This window comes from Helicobacter canis (assembly GCF_900451095.1).
Classification (GTDB): domain Bacteria; phylum Campylobacterota; class Campylobacteria; order Campylobacterales; family Helicobacteraceae; genus Helicobacter_B; species Helicobacter_B zhangjianzhongii.
Window position 1 is genome coordinate 178,376 of the sequence record NZ_UGHV01000001.1, and the last position, 17,517, is coordinate 195,892.

The window sequence follows — 17,517 nt, forward strand, 5'->3', positions numbered from 1 at the left end:
CCAACCCCCCCTAGAATCCATTTTTTTACACTTTGCTTAATTAGGATTCTAAGATTGTGGTGCTAGAATCGTGGTTTTCTAAAGAAACATCGGCTTGCGCCGAGCGGTGTCCCTTGTTTTCAAGGCGGAGGCGAAGGGATTTATCTAGGCGATAATGAGCAAGCCTCCGCCGCAGAATCCACGATTCTAGCCCGCAAGCTGAATCCCTAGAATCCACTTTTAGGCTTAATGCGATCCTATGGGGATAAACATCTGCGGATGCTTATGAAGCAGCAAGGAGAGTCGCTCCGCCTTGGTAGAAAAGAGCGCGAAAAGCCTTGTTTTAGCGATACATTCTTCAAAGGGTAGGAAATGCAGCACAGGCTCGGTCAAGTCTTGCAGGTAGAAAATGGGATTTTTGCTTGTGGTTTTGGTGATTAGCACCTTTTTGCCAAAGCTTCTGCCTAGGGCTTCATAGTCTTTGATAATGGCATCTTGATGCACACCATCTGGCTCAAAATCATACACTTGTATATCAGTCTTTGTCTGGATAGCGATGTCAAAAATCACGCTTGAGATATTCTCCCCTGCATTCATCTCTTCATTGGTGATGACTAGGCATTGCTTGCAGTCTGTTAGGCAAAGGGCAGCGGTTTTTAGCACAGGGGTTGCGGTGCGATAGAGTGCTTTGCGGTGCGATCGCTTGGCAAAAAGCTCTGTCCCTACGATGATAAGCCCGATTTTTCTCGTGCGATCTTTTTCAAGCCTATCAATGAAGCTCGCATTGCTATAATCAAATTTGAGCGCGATACTAGAATCCTGCTTGCAAAGCTCCTTGATCTCATAGATTGTGGCAAAGTCCGCTGGATTTAGCACGATGACAAAGAGCTTTGTCGAGCGGATAAGACTATGGAAGTAGATAGCCTGCGTGATGTCGCGCAAAATCGCGCTAGAATCTTGGGCTAGCATATCCACATAGACATAAATATCGCGCCCAAAGGGTGAGGGGAACTGCCCTATATCAGACTTGATTTGCTTATAAATATTTCTTAGTGTCTTTGGATCACCTGCGACAAGCACGACATCTTGAGGCTGTATCACTAGAGAAAAGGTGCTTAGAAGAAATGCATTATTGCGGTAGATCCCAATGATTTTGTAATTTTTCTGCTGGATAGAGCCGATATGCCGATAGGCAAACACACTCCCAAATGGCACGCCCACCTCCATAATCTCCCCCTGCCCTAGCCCAAAGCCACGCGGGATAATGGGCACATTAGGCAGCCTTGAGATAAACTGCCCTGCGATGATCTTGGCATCATCAAGAAATATCGCGTGATCATCGCGCTGCAAGCTCTCATCGCTCACGCTAGAGAGCGTAACTATACGCGCTTCTTTGCAGATTTTGCGCGTGATTGCAAAGACCGCGCGCGCTTGATCTCTATCTTCCATAATCACAAACACATCGCTAAGATCTAGGCTTCTGTGCTCATCAAACACCTGTGTAAGGTGGTATTCTGAAGTGGGATCAAAATGATGAAAGCTAAAGGAGCTTGGGAATTTCTCTGGGATCATTGCAGAGTCTTTAACAATGACAATATAGAGATTATTACTAAAATACTTTTCTAGCACGGAGTCAAGAAACACCTTGCCGACAACGCTATCAAGCACAAGCACGACTTTTTTCACATCATTTCCTTACATTAGGCTAAGTGGGATTTGTGGCGGCATTATACCAAAGCCAAAATCCCAAGCCTAGAATCCACTTCGCGCTTGTAGTGTAGCCTAAGCCATAAGCACATCTTGGCAGATCGTAAGGAATGCTATTTGCTAGTATCTAGCATAAATACGCCTGTAAGGATAGATTATGAAATACTCTTATCACATTGCCCTAGCCTTAGTGGGGCTATTTGTAGCAAGTATGCTTAGCGCGTGCTACAAGCCTCCAAAACTCACCCAAAATGCCATAAATGTCAAAATCTATCGCGGTAAATCATCGCTCAAAGACTGCGTGTATATCACAGAGACTTCAGGGGTTGTCAATACCAAAGGCTATGGCATAAAGCTCCTTGCCGCCATAGCCGGCGCGGAAAATGACCTACGCAACAAAGCCGTGCGCTTTGGGGGCAATGCCGCTCTTGTGCTACACACAGAGTCGCGCTACCTAGGGGCGGACTATCAGTTTAAAATGGGGCTGGCAAATGACAATACCGCTAACAAAATCGATGAATACATCATCTACGCCGAAGTGTATCGCTGCAGGCTCTAGTGGGCGCGTGGGCAAGCGTTAGATTTTCTATGGCATTATTGCGCTTTACAGCCAAAGACAAAGGAAGCAAATGAAAAAGACGCATATATATATCGCCGCTTTTATGGCGTTTCTAGGGGTAATCTATGCCGCCCCAAGCGATGCCACCACCGCGAAAAATCTCCTAGAGTCAAAAACCAAGCGCAGCTTAGAAGTAGTGAGCTTTAGCCCCTTAGAATCCAGCAATCTCTTCTTGCTCACTATCCAAGATAAAACAAATGGCTACAAAACTCTCCTTATAAGCGATGAGAAGCAGCAAAACCTAGTGGTAGCAAGCGCGTTTTTTAGCAGCAATGAAGCAGCGATGAAGCGCGTGCAGCAGGAGCTAAACGCCATAAGCAGCCATAATTTCAAAGCCCAGAACTCCGCCAAGCTTAATGAGCTTTTTGCCTCTATCCCCACAGACTATGCCATAACCATAACCGGCGCGAATACAAAAAAGCTCTACATCATCTCAGACCCTATGTGTAGCCACTGCCAAGAAGAGCTAGCACACATAGAAGAGCGGCTTAAAACCCACACGATTGTCATAGTCCCGATAGGGCTGCTAGGGCAGGACTCTCTCTACAAAGCAGCAGATATTATCAGGCAAATCCCTTCTGCCAAGACGCCTAAAGACCAGATCCAAACCTTGCGCAAAATCTATGCACGCACCTATGAGCCTACAAACCCACCCGCTAATGACAAAGCATATAGCCAAGTGCTACGCATAACAAATAGCATTAGAGAATCAGGGCTTGTAGAGGGCGTGCCATTTATCTATGAGCCTTTGCGCTAGAATCCACTTTTGATACTTTGACTAAGGAGCAATGATGAAAAAGCCCACACATAGCACAAACTCATCACCACGCAAATCGCCACATAGGAAAATCGCGGATTTTGCGATGATAGGCAGTAGCAGCGCGCTTGTGCTAGTCGCTCTGCTAGGCTGCGATAATCCTAGAGAGCAAGACTTTGTATCAAGCAATCAAACATCAAATAGCCAAACCCCAAGCCAAGCCATCAAGCAAGGGGCGTTTGTCATCGTAGAAGAGCAGCTAGATGGCAGCTACAAAGTCCTAGAAGAATACCCAAGTGCCACCACGCGCGTGGTCGTGCGCGACAAATCTGGAACAGAGCGGATTCTAAGCGATGAGGAAGTCGATGAGCTTATCAAAAAAGAAGCCGCACGCGTGGAGAATGGCACAAGCGAGCTACTAGCCCCAGCAGCAGGGGGTGCAGGTGAGCAAAGTGGCAGCGGAGGGCTAGGGCTAGGAGGCGCGATCCTAGCAAGCGCAGCAGGCGCACTGCTAGGAAGCTACATCGGCAACAAGCTTTTTAACAACCCAAACTACCAGCAAAACAAGCAGCGCAACTACAAATCCCCCCAAGCCTATGAGCGCAGCGCAAATAACTTCAAGCAAGGTGCTACAAACTCCCCAAGAGCAGGGGCTACGCCAAGTAATGCAAAAGGTGGATTCTACCAAAACAACGCCGCCCAAAACACCGCCAAAGGCGCGACAAGCCCAAGAAGCACGCAAAGTGGCTTTGGCAGCTAGCAAGCCGCTAGAATCCAGCAATCGCAATAGTAAGTAATCGCAATAGTAAAGGAGAGTAGAATTTATGCTGCAATGCTTTGTCATAAACCTTGCCCGCTCCCTTGATCGCAGGGCAAGTATGGAGGCACATATCGCCGAGCTTTTTGCCAAAGAGCCGCATTTGCAAGAAAAGCTTAATTTCACATTTTTCCAAGCTATAACGCCTAAAGACATTAGAGAAAGTGGCTTTATCACGCGGTATTGTCCATTTTGGGCTGGGGTATATAAGGCTAGGGCGGTGCGAGAGACAGAGCTAGCGTGCTTTGCCTCACACTACGCGCTGTGGCAAAAATGCGTAGAGCTAGGAGAAGGGATCATCGTGCTAGAAGATGATATACGCTTTTGCGCTGGCTTTGGGGAAGGTGTGCTCTCAATCGCGCAAAGCCCCTATGAGTATGTCCGCCTAGCGTGGCGGACTTGGCATACAATGTATCTTATCCAAGAGCGTTTCGCCCTAGCTCCTAAGCTTATACTAGGGGCTTCTGGCTACTACATCTCCCCAAGTGGCGCGGCAAAGCTCATCAAAAGCGCGGAGAAAATCTTTGTCGCGGTGGATTATTATATGAGCTTTTCTTACTTGCATAATGTCGCTGAAATGCTCTACCTCCCGCATATCGCAGAGATTAGCGAGCTAGATGAGCGATCCACCATAGGCAAGCCAGAGCACCAGCCAAAGGATAAGGGCTTCTACTATCGCTTCGTGCTGCTGCGCGAGCTGCATAGACTCTACCGCGATGTGCGTATGCGGCTCTTTGCCCAAAAATCTTTGCGTGCGTGCAAGCTCCTTGCCAAAGGGCAGTAGCAGTGCGAGAAGTAAATGGCGCGCTGATCCACTCAAGCAGCATAATCGATGAAGATGTAGCAATCGGCGCAGGCAGCAAGATCTGGCATTTTTGTCATATTTTGCGCGGCAGCGTGATAGGGCGTGATTGTGTCATCGGGCAGGGGTGCTGTATCGGCGCAAATGTCTCTATCGGCAGTGGCTGTAAAATCCAAAATAATGTCAGTATTTATGAAGGCGTGCGGCTGTGCGATGAAGTCTTTGTGGGTCCAAGTGTAGTATTTACCAATGTTTTGACCCCACGCGCTTTCATCAATCGCAAGAGTGAGTTTCTCCCCACACTCTTGCACAAAGGCTGCTCTATCGGCGCAAATGCCACGATACTTTGCGGCATAGAAATAGGCGAGTTTGCACTCATTGGTGCAGGGAGTGTGGTGCTAGAATCTGTGCCAAGCTACGCGCTTATGGTGGGCAACCCTGCTAGGCTTATCGGCTTTGTGGATAGATCTGGGGCTAGGCTTAGGTTTGATGAGGGGGGCTTTGCTAGGAGCATTTATGATGGGAGAGGGTATATATTAGAAAATGGTGTCGTGCGTGAAGTCTAAAAAAAGGGATTGGGTTTTGGGTAATCATAGCGGCGATTTTGTGGATTTTAGGACAACCGCAGACTCTTGCTCTGCCCTAAAATCCACAAAAAGCACCACTAGCACCACCGCAAAGCGAAGCTTCTTTAGAAAACAAGCGACAGCGGTGCAAGGCGGGGGCACGCAAGCAGGTTTCTTTAGAATTCCTAGAATCCTAGAAGAAGAAAAACAAGCTGAAAATAAAAAAACTACCGATATTCAAAAAGTGGATTCTAGCAAGCAAGCTCATTTTCTGTCATTGCGAGCTTTGCGAGGCAAAGCGTGGCAATCCATACAAACAAAGACACAATCCCTAGAATCCACTTTTGATAATCCCACCACCGCAAAAACGCACAAAGTGGATTCTAGGATTTTTCATAACACCGCTATTTTTGCTACCGCAAAAAAAATGGATTGCCACGATTTTGCTAACGCAAAATCTCGCAATGACGGAAATCGTGTTTTTGATACCACGCCGCAAGATGAAAAAACAGAAATCGTGTTTGATAAAAAGCCGCAGGCGGAAGGATTTTCTAAAGAAACATCGGCTAACGCCGAGCGGTATCCCTTGTTTTCAAGGCGTGGGCGAAGGGATTTACCTTGAGTGGTAATGAGCAAGCCCCCGCCGCAGAATCCACCAAAACAAGCGAAGCGGTCGGTGATAGCCGATGTTTCTTTAGTAAAAGCGCGCAAAACAAGCAAAGCGGTGCGAGCGTGAGCTCGCAGGTTTCTTTAGAAAAGCCAACGCCCAACAAACCAAGTCGCAGGCGGAAGGATTTTGCGATGATTTTGGGGGTTTTCAAGGCGGGGGCGAAGGGATTTACCTTGAGTGGTAATGAGCAAGCCCACGCCGCAGAATCCCTCAAAAGCACTCAAAAGCCAACGCCCCGCACCATAGCCATCATCGGTCTTGGCTATGTGGGGCTACCCCTAGCCCTAACCTTTGGCAGACAATACCCCACCATAGGCTTTGATATAAACCCTACACGCATAAACGAGCTACAACAAAAGCTAGATTCTAGCGGTGAATGCACTTTGCAAGACTTCTTGCAAGCCCCTTTAGCACACTTTAGCAATGATCCAAAGCACCTAGCACAAGCCACTATCTATCTCATCGCCGTCCCCACGCCTATCACCCACGATAAGCTCCCAGATCTCTCCTACCTGCAAAGCGCGTGCGAGCTTGTAGGCTCTGTGCTAAAGGTGGGGGATATTGTCGTGTTTGAATCCACCACCTACCCCACTTGCACGCGCACCTTTTGTGTGCCGCTGCTAGAATCCACTAGCGATTTAGAGCTTAATCGCGACTTTTTTGTGGGCTACTCGCCAGAGCGTATCAATCCAGCCGATAAAGCGCACCGCCTAAGCCAAGTGGTGAAAATCACTTCAGGCTCCACTCCAGAATCTGCTGCCATAATCGACAAGCTCTATGCGAGCGTGATCCCTGCTGGCACGCATTGTGTCTCTAGTATCGAGGTAGCCGAAGCGAGCAAAGCCTTAGAAAACGCCCAGCGCGACATCAATATCGCCTTTATGAATGAAGCGTATATGCTCTTTGATACACTTGGGCTTGATATGGCAGAGATCTTGCAAGCAGCACGCAGCAAGTGGAATTTCCTGCCGTTTTATCCCGGGCTTGTGGGGGGGCATTGCATTAGTGTCGATCCTTACTACCTCTCCTATATCGCCGAGCTTAAGGGCTTTGCCCCGCAGATTATCACAAGCAGCAGGCAGACTAATGAAGCGATGCCGCGCTTCATCGCTAGCAAGTTTGTCAAGCAGCTAGAATCCTCTGGGATTGAGCTGCAAGGTGCTAGGGTGCTTGTCGTGGGCTTTGCCTTTAAAAAAGATTGCAAAGATATGCGCAATACCTTAGTGCCAAATTTATGCGATGAGCTAGGGGCATTGGGCTTAGAAGTAGAAGTGATAGACTCTCTTATAGACAAAGAGCAAGCAAGGCTAGAGTATGGCATTAGCGTGCTAGAATCTAGCCAGCTTCTAGCACATAGCTATGATGGCGTGCTGTGCAATGTGATCCATAGCTGCGATAGCGCGATAGATTTTCAACGCTTTTGCAAAATCAACGGAGTCTTTATGTCTATCTCCCTTGACAAGGCATAAGTTTTTCCATAAAATACGCGTTTTACTTCACGCATTCCGGATTAGCTCAGCGGTAGAGTAGGCGGCTGTTAACCGCTTGGTCGCAGGTTCGAATCCTGCATCCGGAGCCACTTCTTTCTATTTATTCTACTCGTTTAAGTAATTTATGATACATTTATGCAACTTAGATTTCTACTTACACAAGGACATACTATGAAAAGTAACGCCCCACATATCATAATACTAGGTGCTGGATATGCAAGCCTTGCTTGTATTGCTAATTTGCCAAAATCTATCTACAACACTGCGCGATGGACGCTTATCACAAAAGAGTCTGCACATTATGAAAGTGTCTTGCTGCACGAAGTAGTAAGTGGCTATAAAGATAGAGAAATTTTGCACCCCTTGCAAGATATTATCCCCAAAGACATAGCGATCGTGCAAGATTGCGTGCAGACAATCAACGCAAGCGATAAAAGTATCATTTGCGATAATGGCACATACCACTATGATGTGCTAGTCATTGGGCTAGGGTTTGCTAGCGATAGCTTTGGCATAAAGGGTGTGAGTGAGTATGCTCTGCCACTTACTAGCTACCACCAAGCCAAAGCAATCCGCACTAGGATAGAAGAAAATCTTCACGCCTATATACGCACTAATGATGAGCGGTATCTGCGCTTTGTGGTGTGTGGTGGGGGATTTAGCGGGTGTGAGCTTGTGGCGACACTTGCCCAAGAGATCCCACGCCAAGCCAAAAAGCTAGGGATACAAAAGGCGATAGAATGCGTGTGTATAGAAGCCCTAGATACAGTGCTGCCGATGTTTGCGTCCAAGCTAGCCCAAAAGGGGCGTAAATATTTAGAGAAGCTAGGGGTCAATGTGCGCACCTCTAGCAAGATCTTATCCGTGCAAGAAAATGGCGTGCAAATCGCACTCCCTAGCACAAATCAAGAACAAAAAGAGCCACAAACAGAGCTAATCGAGTCATTTTGCGTGATATGGACCGCGGGCGTGCAGGGCAATCTTGTCATCGCTAATTCCTTTGCCACGCCAAAATCTAAGCTTGTAATCACCCCTTACCTCCACCCCAAATCTCTCTCCACAGAAGAAGCCCCAGAATCTAGCACGCCTATTGATATGGATTCTATCTTTGTGCTTGGGGATTGCGGGGCATTGCTTGATGAAAAGACCCAGCGGTTCTATCCGCCTACTGCCCAGCTAGCCCAGCAGCAAGGGATCTATCTAGCAAGCATTTTGCCAGCATATCTACAACAATACGCTGCCAAAGACTCTGCTAAAGTGGATTCTAGCAGGCACGCTAGCGAGCAAATCCCGCCCTTTGCCTATGAGCCACAAGGCACGATCTGCTCACTTGGCTCTTGCTATGGTATAGGAGAAATCGCGGGCAAAAGCTTCTCTGGGTTTATTGCCATAGCACTCAAACGCGCCGTAGAGTGGCGTTGGCGTAGGAGTATCCGCAAAAGGCGTTAGTCAATCTAGCGCACGATGTGGCAATGCGCCTATACATATCGCTTAGATCTTAAGGCTAGGTTGGCTTATAAGTGGGGGGAATCAAGTTTTAGAGAAGTGGGGGTGATTGATCCTACCGCTTGCGCGATAGGATTCTTAAGATTATAGGGCGGCTTTTGCCTGCTGGACAATCGCGCCAAATGCTTGGGGATCATTCATCGCCATATCAGCCAAGATCTTTCTGTCAAGCTCGATATTTGCGCGCTTTAGCCCATAGATAAACTTAGAGTAGCTTATATCATTGATTCTACACGCTGCATTTATGCGCACAATCCATAAGCTTCTAAAATCTCGTTTTTTCTGCTTCCTATCTCGAAACGCATAGCACAAACTTCGCTCTAATTGCTCCTTTGCCTTGCGGAAATGCTTCCTGCGCCCGCTGTAAAATCCACGGGCTAGCTTTAGGACTTTTTTGTGTCTTCTGCGTCTGACAACGCCTGTTTTAACTCTCATTTTCTCTCCTTGACCTAGTATGTAGGTGTAGCTCTTGCTAATCTTTCCCTAAAATAGGGGGACTTCAACTTATGCTTGGCACAAAAGACTCTTCACAGAATCCATATTTGCACTATGCACGAAATGCGGGGATTTTAGCCGTGCTTTACGCTTTGGCGATTTCTTTGTCAAGATATGACTGCGAAACGCCGACCCACGCTTGATAAGGTTTTTCTTACACTTAAAGCGTTTGGCTGCCCCACGATTTGTTTTCATCTTTGGCATTGTCGTCTCCTTTCATAAGATATACCGCGCTTAAGTCTTTAAGCGACAAAATAAGCGCGGATTCTAACACGATTTTTCTAAAAACTTCTTTATAGCTTGGGCTAAGGCTTGACTAAAATTTCTTACTATTCACATCATCTAAAATTTTTACTGCGACATTATCTAATGCTGTGCTTATATCGCGTGAATGATTGGCAATTTTTACATTTTGCTGCGTGATACCCTCTAATTGTGAAATGGTGTCATTGATTTGCGTTACACCTTCTGCTTGTTCTTTGATAGACTCTGCCATATCGTTGATACTCTGCACCAAAAGATTTGTATTTGCTTCAATTTCACCTAGGGACTTTTGCGTTCTTTCGGCTAGCTTTCTCACCTCATCAGCAACGACCGCAAAACCTCTGCCGTGCTCTCCTGCCCTTGCAGCTTCAATAGCGGCATTCAAAGCCAAAAGATTTGTTTGATCGGCTATATCGCGTATGATACCGATGACATTTTTAATATCCTCACTTTGTGCGATGACTTCATTTGTGCGGCTGCTCACGCTTTGCATAGATTGGGCTATTTCTTCTGTGAGCGCGGCGGTTTGTGCGAGTGATGAGCTTTGTGTATTGGCACTCTCTGTAAGCTCAAGCACCGAAGATTCTAGCTCTTTTGATTTCTTATCAAGCTCGTTTGCATAGCTTTTAGAGATAGTTAGCATACTTGCCATAGAATCGCCTAAGCTATTTATCGCATTCTCAAGCCCTCTGGGGTTTTCTATCCTGTCGGTAAAGTCATTATTTTTATACGCTTCAAAGACGCGTGCGGGATTTTTGAGATTCTCTCCCACAAGATTTAAAAGTGTGTGAGACATTTGATTTATCGCATCTTTTAGCTCATTAATTTGCGGATTTAGGCTTGTATTTTCTATCACAGAGCCAAATCGCCCTTCCTTTGCCTCTTCTACGACACCTAGCACATCACGCACAAGATTAGAATCTTTTTTGAGTCCTTCTTGTGTGCGTTTGACATTCTCATCAATCGCCTTTGCCATACGACCGATTTCATCTTTAGAATCTAGCGGGATAGAGTCCATCTGCTTGCTCTCGTGATTGAGATAAGCAAAAAAGGCAAAGACATTGTGCTGTAAGCTTAAAATCCCGCGTAAATGCGTGCTGTAAAAGAGCCACATTGATGGGAAAAAGATAAGCAAAAACGCCACCATAGAAATGGCTATATTGCTATAAAGTGTTTGGGAAATCTCGTCCAAAATCCCTTGCGAAGCACTTTGCGTATAAGGCTCTAGCATATCAATATACACACCCGTTGAAATCCAAATATCCTTTGTATTAGGGATAAGCTGTGCGTAAGCGATTTTAGGTGCATCTATATGCCCGCCTTGTGGCAGTGGCTTAGAAAATATGTAATACACAAACTTCCCGTCTTTACTTTGGCTTTTTGCACTCTCAAATAGCTCTCGTATATAATACACACCATTGCTATCTTTAGAATCCCACAGCGAAGTGCCGATAATGTCTTTGCGGTTTGGGTGGGCGACATTCACCCCTTTTTGAAAAGCAAAGTAGTAGCCAGACTTGTCTTCTTCAAAGTTAAATTTATCGATAGCTTTTGCGATGATGGCTATTTGCTCCTTTTCATCTAGCCCTTTTACAAGCTCTCCCAATGCGCTAGCCATAGAATCTGTGCCAAGCTTGATTTTGGCTTCAATCTCTTTTTGTAACATCGCTATGACTTGGGCTTGCGTGTGTTTAGAGGATTTCTCCTCTCCTAAAATTGTCAATACCAAAAATATGACAAACGCTACCAAAAAGCCGATAACCAATGTCAAAAACTTTGATTTAAGCGAGAGATTCTTGTAAAACTTCATAGCCACTCCTTGAACTGATCCACATAAACGCCGTATCAAAAAGAGTAGCATAAATCCACACAAATGCTACAAAATCTATGGCTAATCTATACTTCAATATGCAAAATAGTAAGCAAATACCATAGTGGATTCTAGTATTTGGGCATTTGCGCTATAATTTGCGACCACATAGGCAATCATAACCCCCCAAGGAGACACAATGCCAAAAGATGCCAACGGAACCCCACTTAGCACAGGCGATAGCGTAACTATCACCAAAGACCTTAAAGTCAAAGGCACTTCAAGCACCCTAAAGCGCGGCACAATGATCAAAAATATCCGCATTGGCGACAATGATGATGAGATAGAAGTTAGGCTGCCCAAATTTGGGCAAATCGTGCTAAAGACTTGCTTCATCAAAAAGGCATAATCTCAGGCTACACAATGGCGAAAAAATCCTACCTAATCGACACTTCTATCATACTCGATGACCCAGAAAATATCGTGCATTTATATGACAATGGCAAAAATCATCTCTGCATTAGCGATGTCGTGCTAGAAGAGCTTGATAGAAAGAAAACTTCCCACGAAGTGGGCTTTCTTGCGCGAGAATTTTTCCGCAATATTGGGGACTTTGATAAGCACGGCACAAGCGGTGCCAAAGCAAGCAAGCAAGAGCTGCCATTCCCCCCAAAGGAGCAAGACTTCCTTTGCACTGCCTACTATGAGAGCAAGCAAGGCACAATCCCTATCACCATAATCTACCGCCCAAGCTACAAGACAAAGCAGCTAGAATACGGGCTAAATGACGCAAGGATCGCCGAAATAGCCAAAGACTATAAGCTTATCTTACTCACCAACGATATAGCCCTAAAAATCCGCTCCAAAGCAAGCGGGCTAAACGCCCAATCACTCTTCCGCGATCGCGTGGAAAATCCTAGTGAAATCAACTTTTGGCATAGCTTTTTACTCCATAAAGACGCGCCTTTTTCTCAACTAGAAAAAACAAAGACATTTAAAGCTCTAAAAGAGTGGAGTCTAATCCACATCGATGAGCAAGATAACACCGATAGCTCGCTTTATCTCACGGGGAAAAAACGCTTTGGCATAAAGCGACAAGGTCGCTTTGAAGAGTGGGATGTCGATACGATGATAGAAGAAGCAGCCCCCTATATCACGCCCATAAATTTAGATCAAAAAATGCTTTTCTGCCTGCTTACCCACCCGCACAATATCGCCACCATAGCCACAGGCTCCACAGGCTCTGGCAAGACGCTCATCGCCCTCCAAGCAGGGCTAGAGCTACTTAAGCAAGAAGTAGTTGATGGGATTATCTATATCCGCAATACTATCACCGCTAATGACAAAGAAGCCGAGCTAGGATTCCGCAAGGGCGATGAAGACCAAAAGCTAGGCTACTTTATGTATCCTTTGTATAGTGCTATCAATTTCATCATTGATTCCTTGCGCTCTAGCTCGCTCAAAAGCTACCTTGAATACCGCGGCAATGTCAATACAATCCACAAAGAAGATGCCACGGAATATTTTTTGAAAAAGCATAATATCCAAGTGATCGATATAGCCCACGCTAGAGGGATCACTATCCGCAAGAAGTTTGTGATATTTGATGAAGTGCAAAATGCCCCAAATGCCACGATCAAGCTCATCGGCACAAGGCTTGGCGATGATAGCAGGATCGTGTTTCTAGGCGATTGGGCGCAGATAGATCACCCATACCTAAGCAAATTCCGCAATGGCGCAGTGAGCCTACTGCAAAAAGCCCTAGCCACAGACACTATCGCTGGAATCCAGCTGCGCCAGACGATCCGCAGCTCCATAGCCCAGTGGTTTGGGGAAAGCTTTTAGGCTAGTGTGCTAGGGCTAGTATAAGAGCGTGCAAAAACTCGCGCTTTTTGCTAAAATCACAGAGCAACTCCCACTTTTCAAGGTCAATAATGATAGATATAAAACTTTTGCTACACGATTTTGATAGTGTAGCCCTAGCCCTTAGCAAGAAGCAGGTAGATTCTAGTAGCTTGCAAGCTCTAAGTGCCTTAGCCACTAAGCTTAAGCACGCCAAGCAGTCCCTAGAATCTCTCCAAGAGCTGCAAAACAAAAACTCCAAGCTCTTTGGCGCGCAAAAGGCGCAAAAAGTGGATTCTAGTGTGCTAGAGCCTTTGCGCCAAGAGCTAGAAGCAAATAAGCAAAATATCGCCCGTGAGCAAGAAGTCGTGCGAGCCTTGCAAGAAGAGCTAGAATCTAGCCTTGCCACTATCCCTAATCTCCCGGATTCTCACACACCAGAAGGCGCAGATGAGAGCGAGAATGTCGAGCTTAAGCGGATTCTTACCCCTAGGGAGTTTGACTTCACTCCTAAGGAGCATTTTGAGCTAGCAGAGCAAAATGGCTGGATTGACTTTGCCGCTGGCGTGAAGCTGGCTAAAAGTCGCTTTTCAGTGCTACGCGGACAAGGTGCGCTACTCTCGCGCGCGCTTATAAACTTTATGATAGATAGCAATCGCAAAGCAGGCTTTGAGCTTGTCAGCACGCCGGTGATTGTCAATAGTGCTATGCTCTTTGGCACGGGGCAGCTGCCAAAATTTGAAGATGATATGTTTAAGATCTGCGGCGAAGAAGTGGATTCTAGGAGTGAGACACAAAACCTAGAATCCACTTTTGAAAATGCTACAACTCTAAGCAAGCAGCAGGGTAAAAAAGTGGATTCTAGAGAAAACGCTCAAAGTGTAGAAACGCTGAACGAAAAAACAGAAAGCGCGTTTGATAAAAAGTCGCAGGCGGCAGGATTTTTGATGAGAAAACAAGGCGCAGCCGCAGTTTCTTTAGTAAATTGTAGTTTTCAAGGCGCGGGCGAAGGGAGTTACCTTAGCGGTAATGAGCAAGCCCGCGCCGCAGAATCTACAATTTATCGCAAAAAGCCAACGCCAAAAACGCAAAAAGTGGATTCTAGGGGAAAACAAAAAGGACACAGCCTCTACCTCATCTCCACTTCAGAAATCACCCTAACCAATCTCTACAACGACTGCATTATTAGTGCCAAAGATCTGCCTATTTGCCTAACCGCACAAACCCCCTGCTTCCGCAAAGAAGCCGGCAGTGCAGGGCGCGATACAAGGGGCATTATCCGTGAGCATCAATTCGACAAAGTCGAGCTAGTCGCCATAACGCACCCAAGCCAAAGCGATGCTATGCAAGAGTTAATGCTACGCACCGCTAGCAAAATCCTAAGCGATTTAGAGCTACCTCATCGCTTTATGCGGCTATGTAGTGGGGATTTGGGCTTTAGCGCGAGCAATACCATTGATATAGAAGTCTGGCTACCAGGACAAGGCTGCTACCGCGAGATAAGCTCTGTGAGCAACACGCGCGACTTCCAAGCACGCCGTGCCAAAATCCGCTACAAAGAAAATGGCAAAAATCACTTCGCCCACACGCTTAATGGCTCTTCCCTAGCCGTAGGGCGCACGCTTGTGGCGATTATGGAAAACTATCAGCAAAAAGATGGCTCCATAGCTATCCCCAAAGTCCTAGAACCCTACCTATAACTAGAGCTATATTATGGCAGACATCAATAGTATCCAAGAAGAGCAAGCCCCAGATACAGAGCCTAAAGCAAGCTTAGCTTCTAAACTGCAAGGTGTGCTTGCCCCTATGCAAGGGCTACTTGACAAGATAGCAGCCATAGATCACCCCTTAGTGCAAAAATTCAAGCAAAACAAAGTCCTGCTATATAGTGTGCTAGGTGGCACGGCGTTATTGATTGTCTTGCTGCTTTTGCTGCTGATTTTAGCACTTATGCCTAGTAAATCCACCAAATCCCCCAAGCAAACCCCCCAAGAGAGTGTAAGCAATGAAATCTCCCAAGAAGAAGTGCATAAACTCCTAGCCACGCCACTGCCAGCCCCAGATGATGAAGCCCAAGACTCTAGTGTCGATAATCTCATCATCAAAGGCAATGTCCTCTATGATCAAGGCTATCGACAAGAAGCCTATGAAGTCTTTCGCAAAATCGCTGACTTTTCGCAATCAATCGCTAATTACAACCTAGGCACAATGGAGCTAAAATCCCAGCTCTATCACGATGCCATTGCTGCATATAATGAAAGTATCCAAACCGGGCAAAATATCTCTGCAAGTGCTATCAACGCGGCAGTAGCGGCGTTTAAAATAGATCGATTTGATTTATATGGGCATTATGTCAAAGTCGCTAATGACAATTTAAGCGAGATTATCAATGAGCCATTTTATAGCTATGCCTATGCGCTTACCTCCTACTATGAGGATAAATATTTTGAGACCTTAAGCCCCCTGCTTAATCCAAACTCCCTAGAATTTAGTGAGCAAAACCACCGCCTAGCCGCGCATATTTTCACCATTTTTGGCGATGATAATAACGCCCTAGAGCATTTGCAAGCTGCAGCAAACCCAGAAGACAACAAATCTATGGGGCTACTTTATGCACGCAAAGCAGAATACGCCCAGGCAAAAACACATCTCATACGATTCTTACAAAACCACCCCAATGATGTAGAAGCCCTTATGGCATTGCAAATTGTCGAGCTAAAGCTTGGGAACTATGCCGCGGCTGCATCAAGCCTAGATTCTATCACCTCTGATAAGCGGATCCACGAAATAGCCAAGGTAACCTACCCTATCAAAGTCGTCATCAATCCAGAGCTATTTGATGTAAGCATCGCCCAAAAGACATTTTGGGAGCGCGATTTTGAAAACAAAGACAAAATCGGCTATAAAATGCTTTTTTATTTCGCTCCCTATCGTGTGTTTGATGCCAAGCTTGTTCTAGAAGAAATCACACAAGCAAGTAACTTTGCCCAGCTTAATATCACAGAGGGGAAAAATATCCTTCTGCGCTCTGCGACAACTTCTAAAATCGATAGAGAAATTATCCGCACACTTGTCGCCCTTGAGACCAAAGACTTGCGACAGGCATTGGCATTTTTAAAAAACGCGACAAAATCCAACCCAAACCACGCCATTTTATACTACAACCTAGGGCTAGTGTATGCGCAACTTGGGCAGTATGATGATGCGTATGCGCATTTTATCCGCGCTTATTATCTTGATCAAAACGACTATCTCTCTGGAATCTTTGCAGTGCTTACAGGGCGATTTAGCCACAAAGATACCGAGCGCGTGGTGTTTGATATGGTGCAGTCTTTCCAAGATCACGAGATCCAAGACCACATAGCAAACCCCGCTTGGCACACCTTTGTCGAAAATTTCTTAAACTACCTAAATGACAACCAAATCCAAGAGAGCGATTGGATCGCGCAAGCCAAAATCAAAGAGCCGATTTTCTATGCACTAGAATTTGTCTATGCGCTTAAAAACAAAAACAAGCAAGGTATGCTAGAGAACATCAACGCCCTTAAAGCGATATTTCCAAACGATGTGGTGGTTAATATCCTAGCAGTGCTTACCAAAAACTTTGGCGAGAGCCTGCAAGATATTAGCATTAGTATGTATAATCTCTTCAATACCGATACCCTAGATTTGCGCCCATTGTATTATGGCGGGGCGTTGCCTAGAGAGCTATATGTCTATACGGGATTTATCACAGGCTCCTTGCAAAATCAAGCCCGCATTATACAAAATCACCTTACCGCCAAAGATGACGACCCGCGCGGGGCGTTGCAGACACTTGGGACAATCAATATCTATCAAAAAGACTTTCAAAAAGCCTACACGATTTTTAATATGCTTGTTGATGAGCTGCAAGAAAACGATAGCCACACGCGCTTCCTCACAGCAGTATCTGCCGTAGGGGCAGGGAATTATGGCGATGCGACTCTGCTTTTGCAGCTTGCCAAAATGGAAACCCCCACCGCCTATGAAGCACGCTATGCCCTAGGGCTACTCTATCAAGCAGCCCAAAACTACAAAGCCGCTGCGACAAATTACAACTTCGTATCACTAGCTGACTTTCGCTCGGAGTTTTTTGACTTCCAAATTGATACGCAAAAAATCTATGCCTATGAGCTAGAATCTAACGCCCCGCCAACTAGCGAGCAATAGCC

The 17,517-nt window shown here is 45.9% G+C and carries 16 protein-coding genes, 1 tRNA gene and 2 pseudogenes; 14 read left to right on the top strand and 5 right to left on the bottom strand.

The features are described 5' to 3' along the window. Positions 1-40: 40 nt before the first annotated feature. Both DX060_RS11060 and DX060_RS00885 read right to left on the bottom strand, forming a co-directional pair. Positions 41-217 (bottom strand): hypothetical protein, encoded by a 177-nt coding sequence (locus tag DX060_RS11060; protein WP_181814116.1) that lies wholly within the window; start codon positions 215-217, stop codon positions 41-43. 8 nt (positions 218-225) lie between these two features. Continuing rightward, on the bottom strand, positions 226-1,665 hold the full coding sequence (locus DX060_RS00885) for a COG3400 family protein (protein ID WP_115010720.1): 1,440 nt from the start codon (positions 1,663-1,665) through the stop codon (positions 226-228). A gap of 178 nt (positions 1,666-1,843) precedes the next feature. Here DX060_RS00885 and DX060_RS00890 point away from each other — a divergent pair, with 178 nt between their 5' ends. The 9 genes from DX060_RS00890 to DX060_RS00930 all read left to right on the top strand — a co-directional run bounded on the left by DX060_RS00890 (position 1,844) and on the right by DX060_RS00930 (position 8,856). Next, complete coding sequence (locus DX060_RS00890) at positions 1,844-2,245, top strand: DUF4156 domain-containing protein (RefSeq protein WP_115010721.1); 402 nt, start codon at positions 1,844-1,846, stop codon at positions 2,243-2,245. Between the two features lie 70 nt (positions 2,246-2,315). Then, a complete protein-coding gene (locus DX060_RS00895) occupies positions 2,316-3,062 on the top strand; it encodes a hypothetical protein (RefSeq protein ID WP_115010722.1) in 747 nt (248 codons plus the stop codon). Positions 3,063-3,096: 34 nt separating this feature from the next. Further along, complete coding sequence (locus DX060_RS00900) at positions 3,097-3,822, top strand: UPF0323 family lipoprotein (protein ID WP_115010723.1); 726 nt, start codon at positions 3,097-3,099, stop codon at positions 3,820-3,822. 64 nt (positions 3,823-3,886) lie between these two features. Beyond that, positions 3,887-4,663, top strand: a complete 777-nt coding sequence (locus DX060_RS00905) for a glycosyltransferase family 25 protein (protein ID WP_115010724.1) — start codon at positions 3,887-3,889, stop codon at positions 4,661-4,663. 2 nt (positions 4,664-4,665) lie between these two features. Then, the gene (locus tag DX060_RS00910) at positions 4,666-5,247 is read left to right on the top strand and encodes an acyltransferase (protein WP_220176682.1); all 582 of its coding nucleotides are present in this window, start codon (positions 4,666-4,668) and stop codon (positions 5,245-5,247) included. Positions 5,248-5,263: 16 nt separating this feature from the next. Beyond that, on the top strand, positions 5,264-5,869 hold the full coding sequence (locus DX060_RS00915) for a hypothetical protein (RefSeq protein WP_147278738.1): 606 nt from the start codon (positions 5,264-5,266) through the stop codon (positions 5,867-5,869). Then, on the top strand, positions 5,866-7,386 hold the full coding sequence (locus DX060_RS00920) for a nucleotide sugar dehydrogenase (RefSeq protein ID WP_115010726.1): 1,521 nt from the start codon (positions 5,866-5,868) through the stop codon (positions 7,384-7,386). Before DX060_RS00915 ends, DX060_RS00920 begins: the two co-directional genes overlap by 4 nt. A 35-nt stretch (positions 7,387-7,421) precedes the next feature. Beyond that, positions 7,422-7,496, top strand: a tRNA-Asn gene (locus DX060_RS00925). A gap of 82 nt (positions 7,497-7,578) precedes the next feature. After that, positions 7,579-8,856, top strand: a complete 1,278-nt coding sequence (locus DX060_RS00930) for an NAD(P)/FAD-dependent oxidoreductase (RefSeq protein ID WP_181814117.1) — start codon at positions 7,579-7,581, stop codon at positions 8,854-8,856. A gap of 141 nt (positions 8,857-8,997) precedes the next feature. Here the strand turns inward: DX060_RS00930 and rplT are convergent, their stop codons facing one another. The 3 genes from rplT to DX060_RS12320 form a co-directional block, all read right to left on the bottom strand. Next, positions 8,998-9,348 (bottom strand): 50S ribosomal protein L20, encoded by a 351-nt coding sequence (rplT, locus tag DX060_RS00935; RefSeq protein WP_115010728.1) that lies wholly within the window; start codon positions 9,346-9,348, stop codon positions 8,998-9,000. A gap of 69 nt (positions 9,349-9,417) precedes the next feature. Then, positions 9,418-9,612 (bottom strand): 50S ribosomal protein L35, encoded by a 195-nt coding sequence (rpmI, locus tag DX060_RS00940; protein WP_115010729.1) that lies wholly within the window; start codon positions 9,610-9,612, stop codon positions 9,418-9,420. Positions 9,613-9,724: 112 nt separating this feature from the next. Beyond that, positions 9,725-11,482 carry a methyl-accepting chemotaxis protein gene (locus DX060_RS12320; protein ID WP_115010730.1) on the bottom strand — a complete coding sequence of 586 codons (1,758 nt, stop codon included), beginning with the start codon at positions 11,480-11,482 and terminating at the stop codon, positions 9,725-9,727. Between the two features lie 199 nt (positions 11,483-11,681). On the opposite strand from DX060_RS12320, the gene DX060_RS00950 reads away from it, so the two are divergent. The 5 genes and pseudogenes from DX060_RS00950 (at position 11,682) to DX060_RS00970 (ending at position 17,515) form a co-directional block, all read left to right on the top strand. Next, the gene (locus tag DX060_RS00950) at positions 11,682-11,891 is read left to right on the top strand and encodes an alkylphosphonate utilization protein (protein ID WP_115010731.1); all 210 of its coding nucleotides are present in this window, start codon (positions 11,682-11,684) and stop codon (positions 11,889-11,891) included. A 14-nt stretch (positions 11,892-11,905) separates the two neighbouring features. Then, complete coding sequence (locus tag DX060_RS00955; protein WP_115010732.1) at positions 11,906-13,327, top strand: PhoH family protein; 1,422 nt, start codon at positions 11,906-11,908, stop codon at positions 13,325-13,327. 89 nt (positions 13,328-13,416) lie between these two features. Next, positions 13,417-13,737 (top strand): annotated as a pseudogene (locus DX060_RS11770) (serine--tRNA ligase); the annotation flags it as partial. A 492-nt stretch (positions 13,738-14,229) separates the two neighbouring features. Next, a pseudogene (gene serS / locus DX060_RS00965) lies at positions 14,230-15,024 on the top strand (serine--tRNA ligase); the annotation flags it as partial. A gap of 13 nt (positions 15,025-15,037) precedes the next feature. Next, entirely contained in the window at positions 15,038-17,515 is a 2,478-nt protein-coding gene (locus tag DX060_RS00970) for a tetratricopeptide repeat protein (protein WP_115010733.1), read from the top strand. Positions 17,516-17,517 lie beyond the last annotated feature (2 nt).

Excerpts from the sequence above, each read along its gene's own strand:
- DX060_RS00890 (WP_115010721.1), top strand. The coding sequence starts at position 1,844 with ATGAAATACTCTTATCACATTGCCCTAGCCTTAGTGGGGCTATTTGTA.
- DX060_RS00895 (WP_115010722.1), top strand. The coding sequence starts at position 2,316 with ATGAAAAAGACGCATATATATATCGCCGCTTTTATGGCGTTTCTAGGG.
- DX060_RS00900 (WP_115010723.1), top strand. The coding sequence starts at position 3,097 with ATGAAAAAGCCCACACATAGCACAAACTCATCACCACGCAAATCGCCA.
- DX060_RS00905 (WP_115010724.1), top strand. The coding sequence starts at position 3,887 with ATGCTGCAATGCTTTGTCATAAACCTTGCCCGCTCCCTTGATCGCAGG.
- DX060_RS00930 (WP_181814117.1), top strand. The coding sequence starts at position 7,579 with ATGAAAAGTAACGCCCCACATATCATAATACTAGGTGCTGGATATGCA.
- rplT (WP_115010728.1), bottom strand. The coding sequence starts at position 9,348 with ATGAGAGTTAAAACAGGCGTTGTCAGACGCAGAAGACACAAAAAAGTC.
- rpmI (WP_115010729.1), bottom strand. The coding sequence starts at position 9,612 with ATGCCAAAGATGAAAACAAATCGTGGGGCAGCCAAACGCTTTAAGTGT.
- DX060_RS12320 (WP_115010730.1), bottom strand. The coding sequence starts at position 11,482 with ATGAAGTTTTACAAGAATCTCTCGCTTAAATCAAAGTTTTTGACATTG.
- DX060_RS00950 (WP_115010731.1), top strand. The coding sequence starts at position 11,682 with ATGCCAAAAGATGCCAACGGAACCCCACTTAGCACAGGCGATAGCGTA.
- DX060_RS00955 (WP_115010732.1), top strand. The coding sequence starts at position 11,906 with ATGGCGAAAAAATCCTACCTAATCGACACTTCTATCATACTCGATGAC.
- DX060_RS00970 (WP_115010733.1), top strand. The coding sequence starts at position 15,038 with ATGGCAGACATCAATAGTATCCAAGAAGAGCAAGCCCCAGATACAGAG.